18 protein-coding genes are annotated in these 18,185 nt (G+C 61.3%); 14 read left to right on the top strand and 4 right to left on the bottom strand.

Going from position 1 to position 18,185, the window contains the following annotated elements:
• Window positions 1-30: 30 nt before the first annotated feature.
• On the top strand, window positions 31-1,779 hold the full coding sequence (locus B5V02_RS02880) for an adenylate/guanylate cyclase domain-containing protein (protein WP_111542749.1): 1,749 nt from the start codon (window positions 31-33) through the stop codon (window positions 1,777-1,779).
• On the opposite strand, the gene B5V02_RS02875 is transcribed toward B5V02_RS02880, so the two are convergent.
• Window positions 1,714-1,986, bottom strand: coding sequence for a hypothetical protein (locus B5V02_RS02875; protein WP_146606007.1), 273 nt, complete (start codon window positions 1,984-1,986; stop codon window positions 1,714-1,716). The two genes, B5V02_RS02880 and B5V02_RS02875, sit on opposite strands and share 66 nt — an antisense overlap.
• A 101-nt stretch (window positions 1,987-2,087) precedes the next feature.
• On the opposite strand from B5V02_RS02875, the gene B5V02_RS02870 reads away from it, so the two are divergent.
• Window positions 2,088-2,282, top strand: coding sequence for a hypothetical protein (locus B5V02_RS02870; protein ID WP_111542747.1), 195 nt, complete (start codon window positions 2,088-2,090; stop codon window positions 2,280-2,282).
• Between the two features lie 195 nt (window positions 2,283-2,477).
• Window positions 2,478-2,684: a hypothetical protein gene (locus B5V02_RS02865; protein WP_245445643.1), complete on the top strand. Its 207-nt coding sequence runs from the start codon at window positions 2,478-2,480 to the stop codon at window positions 2,682-2,684.
• A 20-nt stretch (window positions 2,685-2,704) separates the two neighbouring features.
• On the opposite strand, the gene B5V02_RS02860 is transcribed toward B5V02_RS02865, so the two are convergent.
• On the bottom strand, window positions 2,705-2,971 hold the full coding sequence (locus B5V02_RS02860; protein WP_111542745.1) for a hypothetical protein: 267 nt from the start codon (window positions 2,969-2,971) through the stop codon (window positions 2,705-2,707).
• Between the two features lie 535 nt (window positions 2,972-3,506).
• Here B5V02_RS02860 and B5V02_RS02855 point away from each other — a divergent pair.
• Genes B5V02_RS02855 through B5V02_RS02810 form a run of 10 tightly spaced genes read left to right on the top strand, consistent with a single transcriptional unit; the run spans window position 3,507 to window position 13,948 of the window.
• Window positions 3,507-4,520, top strand: a complete 1,014-nt coding sequence (locus B5V02_RS02855) for an ABC transporter substrate-binding protein (RefSeq protein ID WP_111542744.1) — start codon at window positions 3,507-3,509, stop codon at window positions 4,518-4,520.
• A gap of 29 nt (window positions 4,521-4,549) precedes the next feature.
• Window positions 4,550-5,557 carry an ABC transporter substrate-binding protein gene (locus tag B5V02_RS02850; RefSeq protein WP_111542743.1) on the top strand — a complete coding sequence of 336 codons (1,008 nt, stop codon included), beginning with the start codon at window positions 4,550-4,552 and terminating at the stop codon, window positions 5,555-5,557.
• Between the two features lie 44 nt (window positions 5,558-5,601).
• Window positions 5,602-6,609, top strand: a complete 1,008-nt coding sequence (locus B5V02_RS02845; protein ID WP_111542742.1) for an ABC transporter substrate-binding protein — start codon at window positions 5,602-5,604, stop codon at window positions 6,607-6,609.
• 30 nt (window positions 6,610-6,639) lie between these two features.
• Window positions 6,640-7,650, top strand: coding sequence for an ABC transporter substrate-binding protein (locus B5V02_RS02840; RefSeq protein ID WP_111542741.1), 1,011 nt, complete (start codon window positions 6,640-6,642; stop codon window positions 7,648-7,650).
• Window positions 7,651-7,691: 41 nt separating this feature from the next.
• A complete protein-coding gene (locus B5V02_RS02835) occupies window positions 7,692-8,711 on the top strand; it encodes an ABC transporter substrate-binding protein (protein WP_111542740.1) in 1,020 nt (339 codons plus the stop codon).
• A 38-nt stretch (window positions 8,712-8,749) separates the two neighbouring features.
• The gene (locus tag B5V02_RS02830) at window positions 8,750-9,748 is read left to right on the top strand and encodes an ABC transporter substrate-binding protein (RefSeq protein ID WP_146606006.1); all 999 of its coding nucleotides are present in this window, start codon (window positions 8,750-8,752) and stop codon (window positions 9,746-9,748) included.
• Window positions 9,745-10,350, top strand: a complete 606-nt coding sequence (locus B5V02_RS02825) for an SCO family protein (RefSeq protein WP_111542738.1) — start codon at window positions 9,745-9,747, stop codon at window positions 10,348-10,350. The genes B5V02_RS02830 and B5V02_RS02825 overlap by 4 nt, the downstream gene beginning before the upstream one ends.
• On the top strand, window positions 10,316-12,424 hold the full coding sequence (locus B5V02_RS02820) for an ATP-binding protein (protein ID WP_167458349.1): 2,109 nt from the start codon (window positions 10,316-10,318) through the stop codon (window positions 12,422-12,424). Before B5V02_RS02825 ends, B5V02_RS02820 begins: the two co-directional genes overlap by 35 nt.
• Window positions 12,425-12,438: 14 nt before the next feature.
• Window positions 12,439-12,786: a response regulator gene (locus B5V02_RS02815; RefSeq protein WP_245445640.1), complete on the top strand. Its 348-nt coding sequence runs from the start codon at window positions 12,439-12,441 to the stop codon at window positions 12,784-12,786.
• A gap of 13 nt (window positions 12,787-12,799) precedes the next feature.
• Window positions 12,800-13,948: a response regulator gene (locus B5V02_RS02810; protein WP_111542735.1), complete on the top strand. Its 1,149-nt coding sequence runs from the start codon at window positions 12,800-12,802 to the stop codon at window positions 13,946-13,948.
• Window positions 13,949-14,219: 271 nt separating this feature from the next.
• Here B5V02_RS02810 and gloA2 read toward each other — a convergent pair whose 3' ends face one another.
• Both gloA2 and B5V02_RS02800 read right to left on the bottom strand, forming a co-directional pair.
• Window positions 14,220-14,603: an SMU1112c/YaeR family gloxylase I-like metalloprotein gene (gene gloA2 / locus B5V02_RS02805; RefSeq protein ID WP_111542734.1), complete on the bottom strand. Its 384-nt coding sequence runs from the start codon at window positions 14,601-14,603 to the stop codon at window positions 14,220-14,222.
• A gap of 392 nt (window positions 14,604-14,995) precedes the next feature.
• Window positions 14,996-15,226: a hypothetical protein gene (locus tag B5V02_RS02800; protein ID WP_111542733.1), complete on the bottom strand. Its 231-nt coding sequence runs from the start codon at window positions 15,224-15,226 to the stop codon at window positions 14,996-14,998.
• A gap of 655 nt (window positions 15,227-15,881) precedes the next feature.
• Here B5V02_RS02800 and B5V02_RS02795 point away from each other — a divergent pair.
• Window positions 15,882-17,627, top strand: a complete 1,746-nt coding sequence (locus tag B5V02_RS02795; protein WP_111542732.1) for an adenylate/guanylate cyclase domain-containing protein — start codon at window positions 15,882-15,884, stop codon at window positions 17,625-17,627.
• The last annotated feature ends 558 nt before the right edge of the window (window positions 17,628-18,185 follow it).

Genomic DNA, 18,185 nt, shown 5'->3' with positions numbered 1-18,185 from the left:
TTCGACCTATGGAAGAGGCAGGACACAAGCATGGAGCGACGCCTCACCGCAATCCTTGCTGCCGACGTCGTCGGCTACAGCCGCCTCATGGGAGCCGACGAGGTTGGCACGCTCGCACAGCTGAAGAGGCTTCGCGCCGAAGTGATCGAGCCCAAGATCACAGAGTCTCACGGACGCATCGTCGGTTCCGCTGGCGACAGCCTTCTTGTCGAATTCGCCAGCGCAGTCCACGCGGTGCAGTGTGCGGTCGAAGCCCAGGAGGGATTGGCCGCTCACAACGCAAGTTTGCCCGAATACAAGCGCATGAGTTTCCGCATGGGCGTGAATTTGGGCGACGTGATTGCAGAGGACGATACGATCTACGGTGATGGCGTGAACATCGCCGCGCGGCTCGAGAAGCTTGCAGAACCTGGCGGCGTCTGCGTCGCGAGCAACGTCTACGAGCAGGTCAAAGGCAAACTAGACTATGCCTACACCGACCTCGGTAGCCATCAGTTCCGCAACATCGTGGAGGCGGTGCGCGCCTACCGGGTCAGTCGAGCAAAACCCACTTCGGCATTCTCGACAAGGGATACGCTGACGCTTCCCGAAAAACCGTCAATCGCGGTCTTGCCATTCGACAACATAAGTGGCGACCCCGAGCAGGGCTACTTCGCTGACGGCATGGTGGAGGAGATCATCACCGCGCTGTCCCGGACGCGCTGGCTGTTCGTCATCGCGCGCAACTCGAGCTTTACCTACAAGGGCCGGGCAGTGGACATTAAGCAGGTCGGACGCGAGCTTGGTGTGCGCTACGTGCTTGAAGGGAGCGTGCGCAAGGCGGCGAGCAGGGTGCGCATCACCGGGCAGCTTATCGATGCGGCAACGGGTGCACATCTATGGGCCGACCGTTTCGACGGCGGGCTGGAGGACGTTTTTGACCTGCAGGAGGAAGTGACCCGGAGCGTCGTCGGAGCGATCGCTCCGAAGCTGGAACAGGCAGAGATCGAGCGGGCCAAGCGCAAGCCGACCGAGCACCTTGACGCTTACGACTATTATCTGCGCGGGATAGCAAGCCTCCACCAGTTGACCAGGGAATCCAACGCAAACGCCCTTCAGTTGTTTTACAAAGCCATCGAGCTCGACCCTGAATTCGCCTCGGCATACGGCATGGCCGCGTGGTGTGCCGTCATGCGCAAGGCGAACGGCTGGATGGCCGATCGTGAGCAGGAAACCGTCGAGACAGAACGCCTGGCTCTGAAGGCAGTGGATTTGGGCAGGGATGACGCGGTTGCGCTCTCACTCGGCGGGCACGCGCTCGCCTTCGTCGTGGGCGACAACAATAGCGGGGCAGCGTTCATTGATCGCGCGCTCGCGCTCAATCCGAACCTGGCTACTGCGTGGCTATTCAGCGGCTGGGTCAGAGTCGACCTCGGCGATACGGAAACCGCCCTCCAGCACCTCGCGACTGCGATACGCATGAGCCCGGTCGACCCGCTCATGTTCGATATGCAGAATGCTGTTGCAGTGGCTCATCTCTTCGCTGGTCGATTTGAGGAGGCATCATCTTGGGCTGAAAGGTCGTTGCGGGAAAAGCCGGACTTTTTGGGGTCGTTGCGCTATGCGGCTGCAAGCTATGCTCACGCCGGCCGAACCGAGGACGCGCAAAAGGTGGTGAGCCGAATTCTCGCCCTCGATCCTGGCCAACGAATTTCCAATCTCGCCGACGTCGTTTCAGCCGTCCCAGCCCATATGGCTCTGCTTGCAGAAGGTTTGCGAAAGGCGGGGCTGCCGGAATAGCGCTGCCAGGCTGGCGCATCGATCGCGAGTTGGGAACGCGCTGCAGAGCCGCACGAATGCGCCGTGGTCGTCGACGTCGGCCGATGCGAGATAGCCGACGGCGACGAGGTAGGCCGGCAAAGCCACCTCGTCGACATCGATCGACAGTGGGATCAGGCCTTTATCCCTCAGTTCGCGCGAACGCCGCATCCGTTCGGCCGGGCTCACTCCTCGCGACCCTCCGGCCAGCCCTTTGCGACATAGCGTCGGACATCGGAACGAAAGGCGGATCCGCGAATTCTACTGCTAGATAATTGGAATCGTCGCCCATGAGGCTTGCGACCCTCCACCTTGAAACTGCGAGATACGGCGACGCATATCGCGCCGCAAGGCTCGCGCTGCTGCGGCAGCAAGTTGTGCGGCACATCAAGCGCACGGACGTTTCGGCACAGAAAGTCGAACAAGCGCTGGCCACGTTGGCCGAAGCAAACGCGCCCATGGATCGGCTCGCGCGGCATCAATAGGGCCGAGCGAAATGCGGCGCCTTTTTCTTCCGCCGAAAACTCGATTTCTGACGCTTTTGCACAACCGTGAAGCCCAGCGGTCGGCGCCCGTGATGCCTCGGAGATTGTTACCCTCGCCCCCCTAATGATTCGCTCGCGCGCGGAGGCAGTGCCCGACATCTGGGAACGAACCGCTCCGCCATGAGTTTCCAACCCATGATGAACACACTCCACGGACAAGGAATGGCGGCCGATATTTTGACGTCGGAAGTTGCCAATGCCAGGGAGCGCATCCACCGCACCGAGCTCGCGCTTCAACGCACAGAAGAAATGCTGGCCGAGAATATCGCGCTGCGCGGCCGGATACGAACCGCGGTCGAGGCCGTGGTGAAGATCGATCCCCCCAGCAATCGCGCGGGTTGAACCAGGCCGCCTCCGCCTGGTCATCGCTTCCGCGTCCTCAGCGCGCCGCCGCAGTGAGGGCAGGTTTCGACGTATTCCTTAGCCTTGCCGGTGCGTCGCTTGATCTCATCGGCAACAGCGGTTGTGGATGTCAGCCCCTTCGTGAGCCGGACATGATCCAAAACCGCTTCAAACTCGTCTTCCGGGATGCTGGCATAGGGCATGCAGCGGTAGACATAGGCGCGCGAAACGCCCATGACGCGCGCCGCCTCGGCGATGGAAAACTCCGCCTCGCCGCTGTTGCACATCGCAACGTAGTCATCGAGCGTGAAGTTCGGTCGATCGGAGTGAGAGTGTTCCCCCGGGGGAACAGTCGGAGCGCATCATGCTCGCCTCCGCATGGGCACGATGTGCGGCGGGTAAGCCGCGTGCTCGCACTTCAACCCGCGTCGCATCAAAAGCACGGCACGTTGCCGTCGGCCTGCTCCTGACCGGACCTATGCGGAGAAAGAACCTTCCATGCCCAGAATTCCTTGGGGAAACGCCCTCGCCTGGCTGCTTTCCGCGCTCTTCCTGATTGGCGCCTACAGCCAGGCGCTGGCGTGACGTTTGGCTTGGTAAGTTTTGCGCTCGCAACCTACGCAAATTGGGCGTACCGTTGGCATATCGTCGACTGCTAATAAATGAGCCGGCGACTGAGAGCGCAAGACTCCCGCAGCGGACTGGGCGCGCTAGGTTCCACAACTACTCGTCGCGCCCACGAGACCATCTGCCTCCGCCGAAACCGCTTTTGCTCGGTTCCGGCCAGTATTGCCTTTTGCAAATCGGAAGGGGAGTGTTCGGATGCAGATCATGCAAACCCGCCGCCGATTCCTGGCCGGCGCTGCAATGGCGGGCGCTGCCGGTATCGTCGGTCTTCCGGAGTCACTCCACGCGGAACCGCCGTTGGAAACGACCACGGTTCGTCTGCCGCGGTGGGTTGGTGGTGCCTACTGCTGGGCAGGCGCGTACATCGCCGGGGAACTGATGCGCGCAGATGGCTTCACCGACATTCGCTACGTAGAAGCCGACAAAAGCGTCGACCAATCGGAATGGATCGCACGCGGTGAGACGGATTTCTCTGTGAACTTTCCGCCGAATCAGATCGCGTCGATCGACGCCGGCGTGCCGATCAAGGTGCTAACCGGGTTGCACTCGGGATGCCTCGAACTGATCGCCAAGGAGAGCATCCGCAGCGTCACGGATCTGCGGGGCAAGAGGGTGGGAGTGGATGGTTTCAATAACTCGCGACACGTGTGGCTGTCCCTCATGTCCGCCTATGTCGGGCTCGATCCGGTGAACGATATCCAGTGGGTCTTGACTGAGGACGTCAAGCCCACTGAACTCTTCGTCCAAGGGAAGATCGACGCATTCCTCGGGACGCCGCCCCAGCCGCAGGAGCTGCGCGCCAAGAAGATCGGCCACACCATCCTCAACAATGCCGTCGACCGCCCATGGTCACAGTATTTCTGCTGCATGATCTCCGCGACGACGGACTATGTGAACAGGTACCCGGTGGCGACCAAGCGGGTCTTGCGATCCATCCTCAAGGCCGCCGACCTCTGCGTGTCGGATCCGGAAAGGGTGGCGCAGCAGGTGGTCGATCGCGATTTCGTCCCGTCGTATGACTACGCGCTCCAAACTCTGAAGGACATTCGGTACGACCGGTGGCGGGATTTCGATCCTGAAGACTCCCTGCGGTTCTACACACTGCGCATGCAAGAGACGGGCATGATCAAGTCGAGCCCGCAACAAATTATCGCCAACGGAACGGACTGGCGCTTCCTCGACGAGTTGAAGCGTGAGCTGAAAACCTGATCCCATTTGTCTCAAGGGGAGACGTGGAGATGCAAATCATCCAGAGCCGCCGGCGCTTCCTGGCCGGCCTTTCGGCAGCTGGCGCCGCGAGCCTCGTTGGGGTCCAGCAATCGCTCCCCGCAGAGCCACCGCCGGAAACGACTAGCGTCCGCCTTGCCAAGATCAGGGGCATCTGCATCGCGCCTCAATATGTTGCCGAGGAGCTGTTGCATGCGGAGGGCTTCACCGAGGTTCGCTATGTAATGACTGAGACAGCCGCGGGGCAATCTGACGCGGTCGCGAGTGGCCAGGTGGACTTTACTTTGAATTTCGCCGCGCCGCTCGTGGTGACGATGGATGCAGGGGGCCCGATCACGGTGCTGGCCGGGGTGCACCCTGGCTGCTTTGAGCTATTCGGAAACGAGAGTATCCGCGGGATTAGAGACCTGAAGGGCAAGAGTGTCGGCGTCCAAGCCTTGGGCTCGAGTCCGCATGTATTTTTGACGGGCATGGCGGCCTATGTCGGGCTGGATCCAGGGAAGGACATAAATTGGGTCACCAGCCCGACCATCAAACCAATGACGCTCTTCACGCGAGGGGAAATCGATGCGTTCCTCGGCTTTCCGCCCGAGCCTCAAGAACTGCGCGCCCAAAACGTCGGCCACGTAGTAATCAACAGCGCCGTCGATCGTCCGTGGTCGCAGTACTTTTGCTGCATGCTGGCCGGCAACGCCGACTTCGTTCACAACAACCCGATCGCGACCAAGCGCGTCGTTCGCGCCATTCTGAAAGCCGCGGACCTTTGCGTCTCTGAGCCACAGCGCGTCGCACGACAGATCGTCGATGACGGATTCACGGCCAACTATGACTACGCACTGCAGACGATGACCGACGTGCCTTACAACAAGTGGCGAGAATACGATCCGGAAGACACGATCCGGTTTTACGCGTTGCGACTTCAAGAGGCCGGCATGATCAGGTCGGGCCCCCAGAAGATCATCGCAGACGGTACTGACTGGCGTTTCCTTGACGAGTTGAAGCGCGAGTTGAAGACGTGAGGGGCAGCCAGCCTCGTGCCATTTTCAATGGGAGGGAGAACCCCATGCAGATCATCCAGAACCGCCGCCGCTTCCTGGCCGGTGCTGCGGCAGCAGGCGCTGCAGGTCTCATCGGCGCAACAACTGACGCTTGGGCCGAGGCACCCCCTGAAACGACCTCCGTCCGCTTGCCGCGGTGGATCGATGGTGCCTACTGCTGGGCAGGGATGTACCTGGCCGGAGAGCTCCTCAAAGCGGAGGGCTTCACCGACGTCCGCTATGTGCAGGGCGACGAGAAAGTCGATCAGGCGGTGTGGATTGCACGCGGCGACACGGATTTCAGCATGAACTACGCGCCGGTCCATGTCGCGTCGATCGACGCCGGCGTGCCAATCAGGGTGCTTGGCGGTCTGCACTCCGGGTGCCTCGAGCTGATCGCCAACGACAGCATCCAAGGCATCCCGGACCTCAAGGGCAAGCGGGTGGGCATGCACGACATCGATGCGCCGTCGCGCGTGCTGGTCGCCCTGATGGCCGCCTATATCGGACTGGACCCCGTCAACGACATCGAATGGGTCCAGGAAAGCAAGCCGGTGGAAGCCTTCGCCGACGGGAAGTTCGATGCATATCTCTTCACGCCGCCGGAGACGCAGCAACTGCGCGCCAAGAAAATCGGCCACACGATCCTCAACACGACCCTCGACCGCCCTTGGTCGCAGTACTTCTGCTGCATGACTTCGGCCGCTGCGGACTACGTGAACAGATACCCGGTGGCGACCAAGCGCGTGCTAAGGGCCATCGTCAAGGGCGCCGACCTATGCATTTCGGATCCCGCATGGAGTGCAGCGCAGATGGTCGATCGAGGTTTCGTCCCCAGCTACGAAATCGCGCTGCAAACGCTGAGCGACACGCGGTACGACGTCTGGCGGGACTACGATGCCGAAGCCTCGATGCGCTTCTACGCGCTGCGCATGCAAGAGACGGGCATGATCAAGTCGAGCCCACAGCAGATCATCGCCGATGGAACGGACTGGCGCTTCATCGAGGAGCTGAAGCGTGAGTTGAAAACCTGAGCCTGCTTTGTCCCAGGGAGGAAGCGTGACATGCGGATCATTCAGAATCGACGCCGTTTCATGGTTGGCCTATCGGCGGTCGGCGCCGCGGGCCTCGTCAGCGTGCCGACATCGGCTCATGCCGAGCCGGCGCCGGAGACCACGACAGTGCGTTTGCCAAGGACGTTCCGCGCCCTTTGCGAAGCACCCAAGAATATCGCCGGGGAGCTATTGCGCGCCGAAGGGTTCACCGATGTACGCTACATAGACTTGGCCGCCGACTCCGATCCGTTCGCTATGCTCGCAAACGGCGAACTGGATTTCGCCACCGACTTTCCGCCAGCGCACATCATGGCGATCGAAGCCGGCATGCCGATAAAGGTGGTCACCGGCCTGCACTCCGGCTGCCTCGAACTGATCGTCAACGAAAGCATTAACAGCATCTCCGACCTCAAGGGCAAGAGGGTGGGCGTGTTCGCGCTGACGTCAGCTCCGCACGTGCTCGTGACCCTCATGGCCGCCTATGTCGGTCTCGATCCCGCCACCGATCTCAAGTGGGTCGCGAACGCGGACGTCAGCTCGATGCAACTCTTTAACGAAGGAAAGGTCGATGCCTTTCTGGCGGTGCCACCCGAGCCGCAGGAGCAGCGCGTCCGGAATGTCGGCCACACGATCCTCAATACGACCGTCGACCGGCCATGGTCGCAACACTACTGCTGCATGCTTGCCGGCAGCGCGGACTATGTCGACAGACACCCGGTGGCGACCAAACGCGTGCTGCGAGCCATCCTCAAGGGCGCCGACATCTGCGTGTCGGATCCGCAACTGGCTGCGCAACTATCGGTCGATGGCAAGTTCACCGATCGATACGACTATGCATTGGAGGGCTTGCGCGAAGCGCGCTACGACGTGTGGCGGGAGTTCGACCCCGAAGACACAATACGCTTCTACGCACTGCGGATGAACGAAGTCGGCTTCATCGAGGCCGGCCCTAACAAGATTATCGCCAACGGCACGGATTGGCGCTTCCTCAGCGAGATCAAGCGGGAATTGAAAGGCTGACAAGAACCGGCACTGTGTGCCTTGATGCAAGGAGTGACCCCATGCCAATTATCCAGAACCGCCGCGGCTTCATGGCCGGCCTGGCAGCCGGCACCGTGGGAATTGTCGCAACCCCGAGATTGGCGTTTGCCGAGCCGGAGCCCGAGACGACCAGTGTCCGGCTGGGCCGGTGGGTCGGAGGCGCCTACTGCTGGGAGTCGCTCTATCTCGCTGGCGAACTGCTCCGCGCCGGCGGCATGACCGACGTCCAGTACGTGCAAGGTAATCAAAAGTACTTCGACAGCAGCGAATGGATTGCAGCGGGTGAGACGGACTTCGACTTCAACATGCCGCCGATGCACATCCGCAGCGTCGAGGCCGGGGTGCCCGTCAAGATCCTGGCCGGCGTGCATTCCGGCTGCTGGGAGTTGCGGGCGAACGATCGCGTCAACAGCATTGCCGACCTAAAGGGCAAGCGGGTGGGGGTCTGGGCGATGAACGACCACCCGCAGGTGTTTCTCCAACTGCTGATCAACTATGTCGGGCTCGATCCCAACCACGATGTTGAGTGGGTCGTAGGCGTCCAGGAGAACCGCTCGCTCATGCAGAACTTCATCGACGGCAAGGTCGATGCCTTCCTGCTAGACACCAGCCAATACTCCGAGGTTCGGAACAAGAAGGTAGGTCACACGGTCTTCAGCAATCTTATCGACCGTCCTTGGTCGCAGTATTTTTGTTGCATGCTCGCCGGCCGGACCGACTATGTCGATAAGTATCCGGTCGCCACCAAGCGCGTGCTGCGGGCCATCCTCCAGGCTGTCGAATTCTGCGTGTCGAACCCGAAATCGGCCGCCCGCGCGGTGGTCGATCGCGGCTTTCTGCCGAGCTACGACGTTGCGCTGACCACTCTGCAGAACACCGGGCACGACAGGTGGCGGGAATACGATGCTGAAGACTCGGTACGCTTCTACGCGCTGCGCCTCCTGGAGACGGGCATGATCAAGTCGAGCCCGCAGGAGATCATCGTCAAAGGGACGGATTTCCACTTCTTCGAAGAGATCAAGCGCGAACTGAAGACGTGAAAGGCGCAGCGCGAAGGACCGCTGAAGAGGAGAACGTCATGCACATCATCCAGAATCGCCGCCGCTTCATGGCCGGCATCGCGGCGGGTGCCGCGGGATTAGTCGCAGCCCCGAGGCTGGCGCTCGCCGAGCCGGCGCCAGAGACGACGAAAGTCCGGTTGCCGGTGTTCGCCAAGGTCTCGGACTGCCAATCGCCGATGTATGCGGCCACCGAGCTTCTGCATGCCGAAGGCTTGACCGACGTTGAGTTCGTGTCTTCGGGCACCGGCCCGGATTCGTCGGACTGGATCGGCCACGGCGAGATCGACTTCGACTGGAACTACCCGCTCGCGCATGTGCTTAACATCGCAAAAGGCGCGCCGATAAAAGTCTTGACCGGCTTGCATGTCGGCTGTCTTGAGCTGATCGCAAACGATCGGGTCGTTGGCATCCCTGATCTGAAAGGTAAGACGGTCGGAGTGGATGGCAGCACCATCCAGTATCTGTTGCTGAATGTGATGTCTTCCTATGTTGGCCTTGATCCGGCAAAGGATTTCGAAACTCTCGTAACCCCCGATGCGGTTCAAAGCCTCGCGGAGGGTAAGATCGATGCGTTCCTCGGCGGACCGCCCACGCCCCAGCAGGCGCGCGAGCGAAAGCTCGGCCATGTACTTGTCAGCACGGCGATCGACAAACCATGGTCGCAGTATTTTTGTTGCATGCTCGCGAGCACCGCAGATTACGCAGGACGTTACCCGATGGCGACTAAACGAGTCATGCGCGCCCTACTCAAGGCCGTGGACCTCTGCATAACCAATCCGGAAGCGGTTGCGAAAAGTGCGGTCGATACAGGCTACGCCAGTGACTACACGCTTCAGGCTATCCGTTCCGACATACGCTACGACAAATGGCGCGAATATGACCCCGAGGACTCCCTGCGTTTCTATGCGCTGCGTATGCAGGAGACAAATGCGGTCACGATGAGGCCACAGGAGGTCCTGGACCGCGGCACCGACTGGCGTTTCCTTAAGGAGCTCAAGCGCGAGATGAAGACATGAGCCGCTGGCCGACGCGCGCGTTGCTGCTCCTCGCCCTCGTCGCTGCGCCTGCGCATACCTCTGCGCACGAAGCGTCAGCGCACGCGGGGGACAGCGAGCGCCTGCCGATGATGGGCGCTGCACCGGATTTCACTCTGATATCGCAGGACCACAAGCCGGTGTCGCTGCGCGACTTCCGCGGCAAGGTGGTCGCCATTGCATTCATCTATACGTACTGTACCGACGTCTGCCCGATGCTGACCGCCCATATGGCCAGCGTGCAGGAGAAGCTGGGCTCTACGTTCGGATCGAAGATCGACTTCGTTTCGATCACTGTCGACCCGGAGCGCGATACGCCCGATGTCTTGAAGGAATATGCGCAGAATTTTGGCGCCGATCTGAAGGGCTGGTCGTTTCTTACCGGTGATCCGGCGGTCGTCCATGAGGTGGGACGGAAATACGGGGTCATCGCGAAGAAGGCGGCGAACGGAGATGTCGACCATACCTTGTTGACGTCGCTCGTAGACCCCAATGGCATCTTGCGAGTACAGTATCTTGGCGTCCGGTTCGACTTGGAGGAGTTCCGGGATGACCTTGTCAGCCTCTTGGACGAATCCAAATAGCATAACGAACCGGCTCGTTGGCTGGGTTGCCCGGCTGCCGGCGCGCGTCCAGACCAAGCTCTTGGTCGCGTTCCTGTCGATCGTCGGCCTGTTGATCGTGCTCGGGGCCGTTGGGTTGCAGGTGCTGAGTGGGGTCAATGATCAAACAAACGAGCTGATCAAGCTGCAGCGACGGATCGCAGCCTATCGCCAGGTCCAGCACGACACCACGAACCAGCTCTACAGCATCTCGACCGCACTTCTGCTTCAGGACGAGCGGATGTTGGATGCAGCGCTGCGCCAGCTCAACCAGTTTGGCTACGACCTCGACCGCATGGAGTTCGTCGCCGAAACTGAAGCGGAGGTGCTGGGCGAGGTCCGGCAGGAATACGAACGGCTCGCAGCCGGCGTGACGCACGTTGTGGAGCTTTTCCGCGCCGGTCGCACGGAGGAGGCGCGCAAGATCCAGCTCGATGAGATCATTCCGTCGGCTGACCGCCTTGAGCGGCTGACGAACCAGCTGGTCAACATGGCCGAAGCCGACATGGTCGCGGCGATCGAAACGACCGAGGGGGCGTACGGCACTTCTCGACTGATCGTGGTCTCTTTTGCTGTGGGCAGCATCCTGCTGGCACTGGGGCTTGGCTACATCATCTCTTGGTCGTTGATCGAACCGGTCAAGAAGATCGAGACGCGTCTCAGCCAGATAGCGGCCGGCGACTTCGCCCAACAGGTCGCCGTCGCCAATCGGGACGAACTGGGAGCGCTTGCGGACAATGTCAACCAGACATCCGAGCAGCTAGGGAGACTGTATCAAGAGGTGCAGGCGCGCACGGCCGAGCTTGCTCGGTCGGTCGGCGAACTGGAGGCGCTCGGGGAAGTCAGCAAGGCGGTCAATTCGACGCTCGATCTCGACACGGTGCTGAAAACGATCGTCGCCAAAGCGGTCCAGTTGTCGGAGACGGATGCTGGCACCATCTACGTGTTCAGCAGCACGCGGCAGCAATTCCGTCCGCGCGCAAACTTCGGTATGAGCGATGAGCTTATCGCCGCAGTCTCACACCAGACGATCGGGCTGGCCGACATGGGGATCGGCGACGCACCCGGGCGCTGCATGCCGGTGCAGTTTCCCGACCTCAGCGAGGAGACCTCATCCTTCCTTAGAAAGACGATCGTCGAAGCCGGATATCGCGGTATCCTGATCGTTCCGCTGCTGAGGCCCAACAAGATCGTCGGTGCACTGGTCGTCAGGCGCCACAAGCCAGGTGCCTTCCATGAGCAAGTTGTCCACCTGCTGGAGACCTTCGCGGCCCAATCGGTGCTCGCGATCCAGAATGCCAAGCTGTTCCGCGAGATCGAGGAGAAAGGCCGGGAGCTGGAGGCAGCTAGCCGTCACAAGTCCCAGTTCCTGGCGAATATGAGCCACGAGCTCAGGACACCGCTCAATTCGGTCTTGGGCTTCACAGAACTGCTGGTCGACGGCATCTACGGCGAACTCCCGGACAAGGCAAAGACGACCGTCGCGCGCGTGCAGGCAAACGGCCGTCACCTCCTCGGGCTCATCAATGACGTACTCGACCTTTCCAAGATCGAAGCCGGCCAGCTCACGCTGGCGATCGAGAACTACTCCGTCGCGCAGATTGTTCGATCGACCGTTACGGCTGTCGAGCCGCTGGCACGAGCGAAGGGTCTTGAGCTTTCAACGACTGTTGCCGAGAACCTTCCAATCGGCCGCGGGGACGAACGCCGTTTGACGCAGGTCCTGCTCAATCTTGCAGGCAATGCCGTCAAGTTCACCGAAACGGGTGCGGTCGACATTCTTGCCGGTGCGGTCGACGGGCACTTCGAGATCACCGTCCGAGACACCGGTCCCGGCATCGCGTCCAAGGACCAGGCTCTCATCTTCGAAGAATTCCAGCAGGTCGACAACAGCAGCACCAGGCAGAAGGGTGGCACAGGTCTTGGCCTGGCGATCTCGAAGCGCATCGTCGAAATGCATGGCGGAACCATAGACGTCGAGTCCGTGCTCGGGTCAGGGTCGACATTCCGTCTGAAGATACCAATCCAGGTGAATGAGGATGTGAGGGCCGCATGAGCAAACGAATCCTGATGGTGGAAGACACCGAGGACAACCGCCAGATCATCCGCGATCTCATTGCCACCACCGAATACGAACTGATCGAGGCGGCGGACGGCGCCGCCGGCATCGCTGCAGCCGCAGCGCACAGGCCAGACCTGATCCTTATGGACATTCAGCTCCCACTGATCGACGGGTATGAAGCGGCCCGCCGCATCAAGGCCGACCCGGCGCTCCGGCACATTCCGATTATAGCCGTCACCTCCTACGCGTTGTCGGGCGACGAGGCGAAAGCCCTTGCTGCTGGGTGCGATGGTTACATTGCCAAGCCATTCAGTCCGCGCCAGTTGCTTTCCGAGATACGCGGGTTCCTTTCTTGAGGGAGGCAGCGCCTTGCACGATCCGCCTTGCATTCTCGCGGTCGACGATACTCCGGAAAACCTCGAGATCCTGCGCATGCGCCTCGAGGCGAACGGCTACGAAGTTGCAACCGCAGCCGATGGTGAAGAGGGGCTTGCGAAAGCCCGCGAACTCACGCCGGATCTGATCCTGCTCGACATCATGATGCCGAAGCTCGACGGTATCAGTGTGGTACGCATGCTCAAGCAGGACAGCTCCCTGCAGGCGATTCCGGTTATCCTCGTCACCGCGAAGGCCGACACGCGCGATGTGGTCGAGGGGCTGGACGCCGGGGGCGACGACTATCTGACAAAGCCCTTCGAGCACCAGGCGCTGTTGGCGCGGGTGCGCTCGATGCTGCGCCAGAAGGCGCTTCACGACACTGTCGCGAGCCAGGCCAAGCGCCTTGAGGACCAAGCCGCGCAACTTTCCGGCTGGAACCGCTCGCTCGAGCAAACCGTGGCCGACCAGGTGACGGAGCTCGAGCGAATGGCGCGGCTCAGGCGGTTCCTGCCCGAACAGGTCGCCGACCTCATTGTTGCGGCGGGCAATGGAGACGCGCTCTTGCAGAGCCACCGTCGCGAGGTGACCGTTGTCTTTTGCGATTTGCGCGGCTTTACGGCCTTCGCAGAGACCGCCGAACCCGAAGAAGTCATGACAGTTCTTGCCGAGTATCATTCCTGTCTTGGTGAACAAATCGTCCGCCACGAGGGAACTCTCGAGCGGTTCGTGGGCGACGGTATCGTCGTGGTTTTCAACGATCCACTGCTATGCGCCGACCACAGCGAGAGAGCCGTCTCGATGGCTGCCGCGATGCGCGACGCGATTGACGAGCATTCAGAGCGATGGCGCAAGCGGGACTATTTGCTGGGCTTCGGGATCGGCATTGCCAGGGGTCACGCAACCATCGGGCGCATCGGTTTTGATCAGCGCTCGGACTATGCCGTCATCGGCACTGTGTCGAACCATGCCGCCCGATTGTGCGAGGAGGCCAAATCCCGCCAGATTCTTGTTAGCCAACGGGTCCTCGGCGCTGTCGAGTCGATGGTCGAATCCGTTCTTGTTGGCGAACTGACGCTGAAGGGTTTTCGCCGCCCGATGCCGGCCTATGAAATCGTGCGGTGGATCGGTCGGCCAAGCTAGCGTTAGACGCACTCCGGTCTCTTTCGGACGATATCGTTCCGCGAGTAACAACCAATGGCAGCCTCTGGCGCAAACGAGCCTTCTCGCCGGTTCACTCGGATGTCTGCTTTTGGGATGCAGCTATGGCCTGCTCAACGACCGACATAAGGCGCAGAGCGGTCGGCCTCCTAGCCCGTGGCAAGGAGCCCGGTGACGCGCCCGAGTTGGCGGATTATATGAGCCGACTGCCGTTCCCACCTCCGATGACGTGGTCGCGAAAGCGAACCGTTCCTTATGGGGCTTCGTAGAGTTCCAGCGGCAATCCATCTGGGTCGCTGAAAAAGGTAAACCGTTGGTTTGTATATGGGTCGATCCGGACTGGCTCAACGGCAACGCCGGCGGCTTCCAGGCGCATAATTACGGGATCAAGATTCGCCACGGCAAATGCCAGATGTCTCAGGCCTGTCGCCTCTGGGTGGGACGGCCGCATCACTGGTGCAGGGAAGGAGAACAATTCCAGCTGGGCGGACCCGATCCGCAGATCGGCCTTCCATGACTGCCGCTCCTCCCGATAGACCTCCCGGATCAGATCGAGGCCGAGGAGTTCGACGTAGAACCGTCGCGACCGGTCGTAGTCGGTGCAGATGAGCGCGACGTGGTGAATGGCGTTCAGCATGCCACGAACTCTAGCCAATCTGGGATTTGAGGCCAAGGTCACCATCGGGTACGCGGCACTTTGTTGATGTCGCCATTCGCGAGGTCGCCTCGTCCATACGGATTTTCATCTGCGCCTAATCGGCGGCATGATGTTGCCGCCAGAGCGCAACCAAATCCGTATTTCGGCTGGCCTCGCGATAGGCAGCTATCAACGCCGATCTTGCCAAAAGCTGTCGGGCGGAAATGTCCATGTTAACCGCCGGCCGAAGGTGAACGTACGGCATTTCCAGGATTGGCGAGGGGATCGGCGGACGGCGACTATGCGGCGCAGTCCCGACGTCCAGATGGCGAACCGCCGGACCGGCCGAGAAATCCCGGCGGCGCGCTTGAGATCACCTGCGCGCGGCTCTACTAGTCCGAAAACCTCACGCTCACGCCGCGCTGCCGAAAATAAGCCTGCATCAACTTGCGGCCCGAGCGGTTGTTCTGCGCCAACTTGGTCGGATCGAACACCGCCTGTTTTATCCCTTCTCGTCTCAGCGCCGCCTTAAGCGTCGCGATATGTGCGTCGATGTCGGCATTGTCCGCCCGGAGCGAGGCATAGATACTTTCGGTCGCCTGGGCCACGGTCGGTTCGCTCACAGGTGTCGTCCTTTGGTTGGTTGAGCGGCGGCTTACCACAGATTCGCGGCTCCGCCGATACCGATGAGACCGTCCGTCATCTCTTCCGGCATAGCAGGTTCCTGGCGCGACCCGACCTCCAAGGTGGTCGCTGGAGATGTCTGCTTTCGGGCAACCGCAAATTGGACTCTACGTCCAAGTTGCGGCGCAAAGCAGTCGTGCGCGCCTTCACCTGTGAAAATCTGCTTGGGGTCAGAAGCCGCCTTTTCAGTATCTCTTTGGCTGACTGAATGTCAGGAACGCGCCACTTACCGACCTCAGCAGCTCTAAGCGCGAACGTCTGGTGTGATGCCCGATACAAAAGCACCGCTACGGTGGCGTCAACCGGTTACACAGGGCAGGAAATATCTCCGGCCTTCTGGGAGTGGCGTGTCAGCGTCCCAGAGGCTGCGTGGGCGTGTCGTCGGTTGGCTGTTAGAGCGGCGAGTGGAACGCTCCACGCCCCGCAAGCGGGATAGCGAAATCTCGTGAAGGCAAGGTCAAGCCGCGTTCTCCGTTCTGTATCGGCGACGGGCGGAGACTGGGAGAGATGGATACCATGCACGTGGGTCGTCTGGAAGTTGGCAGGACATGGACGCGGGGCGGCCCGCGTGCAGGCGCTTGGCCGAGCGGTGCAATGACCACGCAGCGCCACCTCGCAGCGATCATGGCTTGCGACGTGGTCGGCTATTCGCGCCTGACGGAGCGCGACGAGCGCGGCACGCTCGAGCGGCTGAAGATCTACCGCAAGGACCTCCTCGAACCGCTGGTCTCCGAGCACCAGGGTCGGATCGTCAAGCTCACCGGCGACGGCATGCTGTGCGAGTTCGGGAGCGTCGTTAACGCGGTGACCTCGGCGATGGCGATCCAGCAGGCCCTGGCAGAACACGAGGCGGAGACGCCCAAGGAAGAGCGGATTCGCTTCCGCATCGGCGTCAATCTCGGCGACGTGGTCTGCGAGGAGGACGGCGACCTCTACGGCGACGGGGTCAACATCGCCGCCCGCCTCGAAAGCATCGCCGATCCCGGCACCGTGGTCGTCTCGGGCACCGCCTACGACCACCTTCAGGGCAAGCTCGACTGCGGCTTCACGCCGCTCGGCGAGCTGCGCCTCAAGAACATCGAGCGGCCTGTGCGCGCCTACCGCGTCGAGACCGACGCCAGCGCCTCGGTGGCTGCACCGCCTCCCCTGCCTGAGAAACCCTCGATCGCGGTTCTGCCTTTCACCAACATGAGCGGCGATCCCGACCAGGAATACTTCGCCGACGGGCTGGTGGAGGACATCATCACGGGATTGAGCCGGGTGAACTCCTTCTTCGTGATCGCCCGCAACTCGTCCTTCACCTACAAGGGCCGGGCGGTGGACCTGCGCCAGGTCGGGCGCGAGCTGGGCGTCCGCTACGTGCTCGAAGGCAGCATCCGCAGAGCAGGATCGCGGGTGCGCATCAGTGGGCAGTTAGTGGACGCGATCAGCGGACACCATGTCTGGGTCGATCGCTTCGAGGGCGACGTGAGCGACATCTTCGACCTGCAGGACAAGGTGACCGAGAGCGTTGTCGGCGCTGTCGAGCCGAGCATCCGGCTGGAGGAGATCAAGCAAGCGCGCATGAAGCCGACCGACTACATCAGCGCCTACGACCTCTACCTTCGCGCGCTGCCGCGCTTCTACAGCATGACGCGCGAAGGCTTTGCCGACGTGCGCCGGCTCACCAACGAGGCGCTCAGCATCGACCCTGGCTTCAACTTGGCGAAGGCACTCGGCGCCTATATCCGCAGCCTATCCGTGAGCCAGTGCTGGCACGAGCCCGACGATATCCGAGTCGCCGGGCGCATGGCGCGCGAGGTACTGGCGGAAGCGCGCGACGACCCCACGAGCCTACGCTTCGCCGCGCAGGTGATCGCCTACAGCGCGAAGGACTACGAGATGGCGCTGGGCACGATCGAACGATCCCTGCTGCTCAACCCCAATTCGGCGCAGGGCCATACGGGCAGCGGCTGGGTGAACGCACATTCCAGTCGCCCGCTCGTCGCGATCGAGCACTTTCACAGGGCAATGCGGCTGAGCCCGGTCGACCCTGAGAAGGGCATCGCGCTCTCCGGCATCGGGATGAGCTACCTGATGCTCGAGCGCTACGAGGAAGCGCTGGCATGGGGAGAACGCGCGCTGCACGAGATGCCGAACTACGGCTCCTCGCACCGGGTGGTGATCATGGCGCTGGTCAAACTCAACCGGCTGGACGAGGCGCAGGCGGCGGCGCGGCGGCTGATGGAGGCGTTCCCGACCTACACGCTCACCCTGCAGAGACAGATCAACCCGTGGCTGGACAAGGTGTTCGCCGAGCGTTACGTCGAGTCGCTGGGCATCTCCGGCGTGCCGGAGTGATCGTCGCGGTTGCAAAGATGCCCTCTCCTGCGCGTCACGTCCGGCCAGGCGACGTCCCTTGATCCCGCGTCGCTTCTGGACGGATAGTTGTCTGGTCGGCTTGTCCGAGGACTGAGCGCGTAGAGCAGCCGTGAACAGCCGGCGAGCTCTCTGTTGGGTTCGCGTCGAACTTCCAGTTTCCACCCTGACGAGAACTACCGACGGTCCAGACAAATGTCGCCGTTGGGTCAAAAGCCGACCGTGACTGAATGTAAGATTTGAAAACAATGGATATTAGGCTGAATTCCAGTCTGCATCTTATGGAGCTTTGGCGCCTGCGCTGACGGCACCCTTACAGATCGTGCTGATCGATAGGCGTCACGCGCTGGGCTAGCCTAAGTAGACTTCCTCATGAAATAGAGGCCTGGCAGGTTGTCCGTGAATCCCCATTTTTCATAGAACGGGACCATGTCCTCCAGGCAGTAAAGTTCTCGGTGCTTGACGTTGACGAGCGCCGGGTCGTTCAACACTGTCTCCATCAACAAGGCGCCTAATCCTGTGCCTCGCCACGATCTCGGA

The sequence above is a fragment of the Mesorhizobium kowhaii genome, assembly GCF_003253745.1.
Lineage (GTDB): Bacteria > Pseudomonadota > Alphaproteobacteria > Rhizobiales > Rhizobiaceae > Mesorhizobium > Mesorhizobium kowhaii.
Note: the sequence above shows the minus strand (reverse complement) of the source record. Positions and strands in the feature narration are given on the sequence as shown.

Bases quoted from the DNA above. Each gene is read 5' to 3' on its own strand.
- B5V02_RS02795 (WP_111542732.1), top strand. From the start codon at position 15,882: ATGACCACGCAGCGCCACCTCGCAGCGATCATGGCTTGCGACGTGGTC.
- gloA2 (WP_111542734.1), bottom strand. From the start codon at position 14,603: ATGCTGAACGCCATTCACCACGTCGCGCTCATCTGCACCGACTACGAC.
- B5V02_RS02880 (WP_111542749.1), top strand. From the start codon at position 31: ATGGAGCGACGCCTCACCGCAATCCTTGCTGCCGACGTCGTCGGCTAC.
- B5V02_RS02815 (WP_245445640.1), top strand. From the start codon at position 12,439: ATGGTGGAAGACACCGAGGACAACCGCCAGATCATCCGCGATCTCATT.
- B5V02_RS02860 (WP_111542745.1), bottom strand. From the start codon at position 2,971: ATGTGCAACAGCGGCGAGGCGGAGTTTTCCATCGCCGAGGCGGCGCGC.
- B5V02_RS02865 (WP_245445643.1), top strand. From the start codon at position 2,478: ATGATGAACACACTCCACGGACAAGGAATGGCGGCCGATATTTTGACG.
- B5V02_RS02855 (WP_111542744.1), top strand. From the start codon at position 3,507: ATGCAGATCATGCAAACCCGCCGCCGATTCCTGGCCGGCGCTGCAATG.
- B5V02_RS02850 (WP_111542743.1), top strand. From the start codon at position 4,550: ATGCAAATCATCCAGAGCCGCCGGCGCTTCCTGGCCGGCCTTTCGGCA.
- B5V02_RS02820 (WP_167458349.1), top strand. From the start codon at position 10,316: ATGACCTTGTCAGCCTCTTGGACGAATCCAAATAGCATAACGAACCGG.
- B5V02_RS02825 (WP_111542738.1), top strand. From the start codon at position 9,745: ATGAGCCGCTGGCCGACGCGCGCGTTGCTGCTCCTCGCCCTCGTCGCT.
- B5V02_RS02835 (WP_111542740.1), top strand. From the start codon at position 7,692: ATGCCAATTATCCAGAACCGCCGCGGCTTCATGGCCGGCCTGGCAGCC.
- B5V02_RS02870 (WP_111542747.1), top strand. From the start codon at position 2,088: ATGAGGCTTGCGACCCTCCACCTTGAAACTGCGAGATACGGCGACGCA.
- B5V02_RS02830 (WP_146606006.1), top strand. From the start codon at position 8,750: ATGCACATCATCCAGAATCGCCGCCGCTTCATGGCCGGCATCGCGGCG.
- B5V02_RS02845 (WP_111542742.1), top strand. From the start codon at position 5,602: ATGCAGATCATCCAGAACCGCCGCCGCTTCCTGGCCGGTGCTGCGGCA.
- B5V02_RS02840 (WP_111542741.1), top strand. From the start codon at position 6,640: ATGCGGATCATTCAGAATCGACGCCGTTTCATGGTTGGCCTATCGGCG.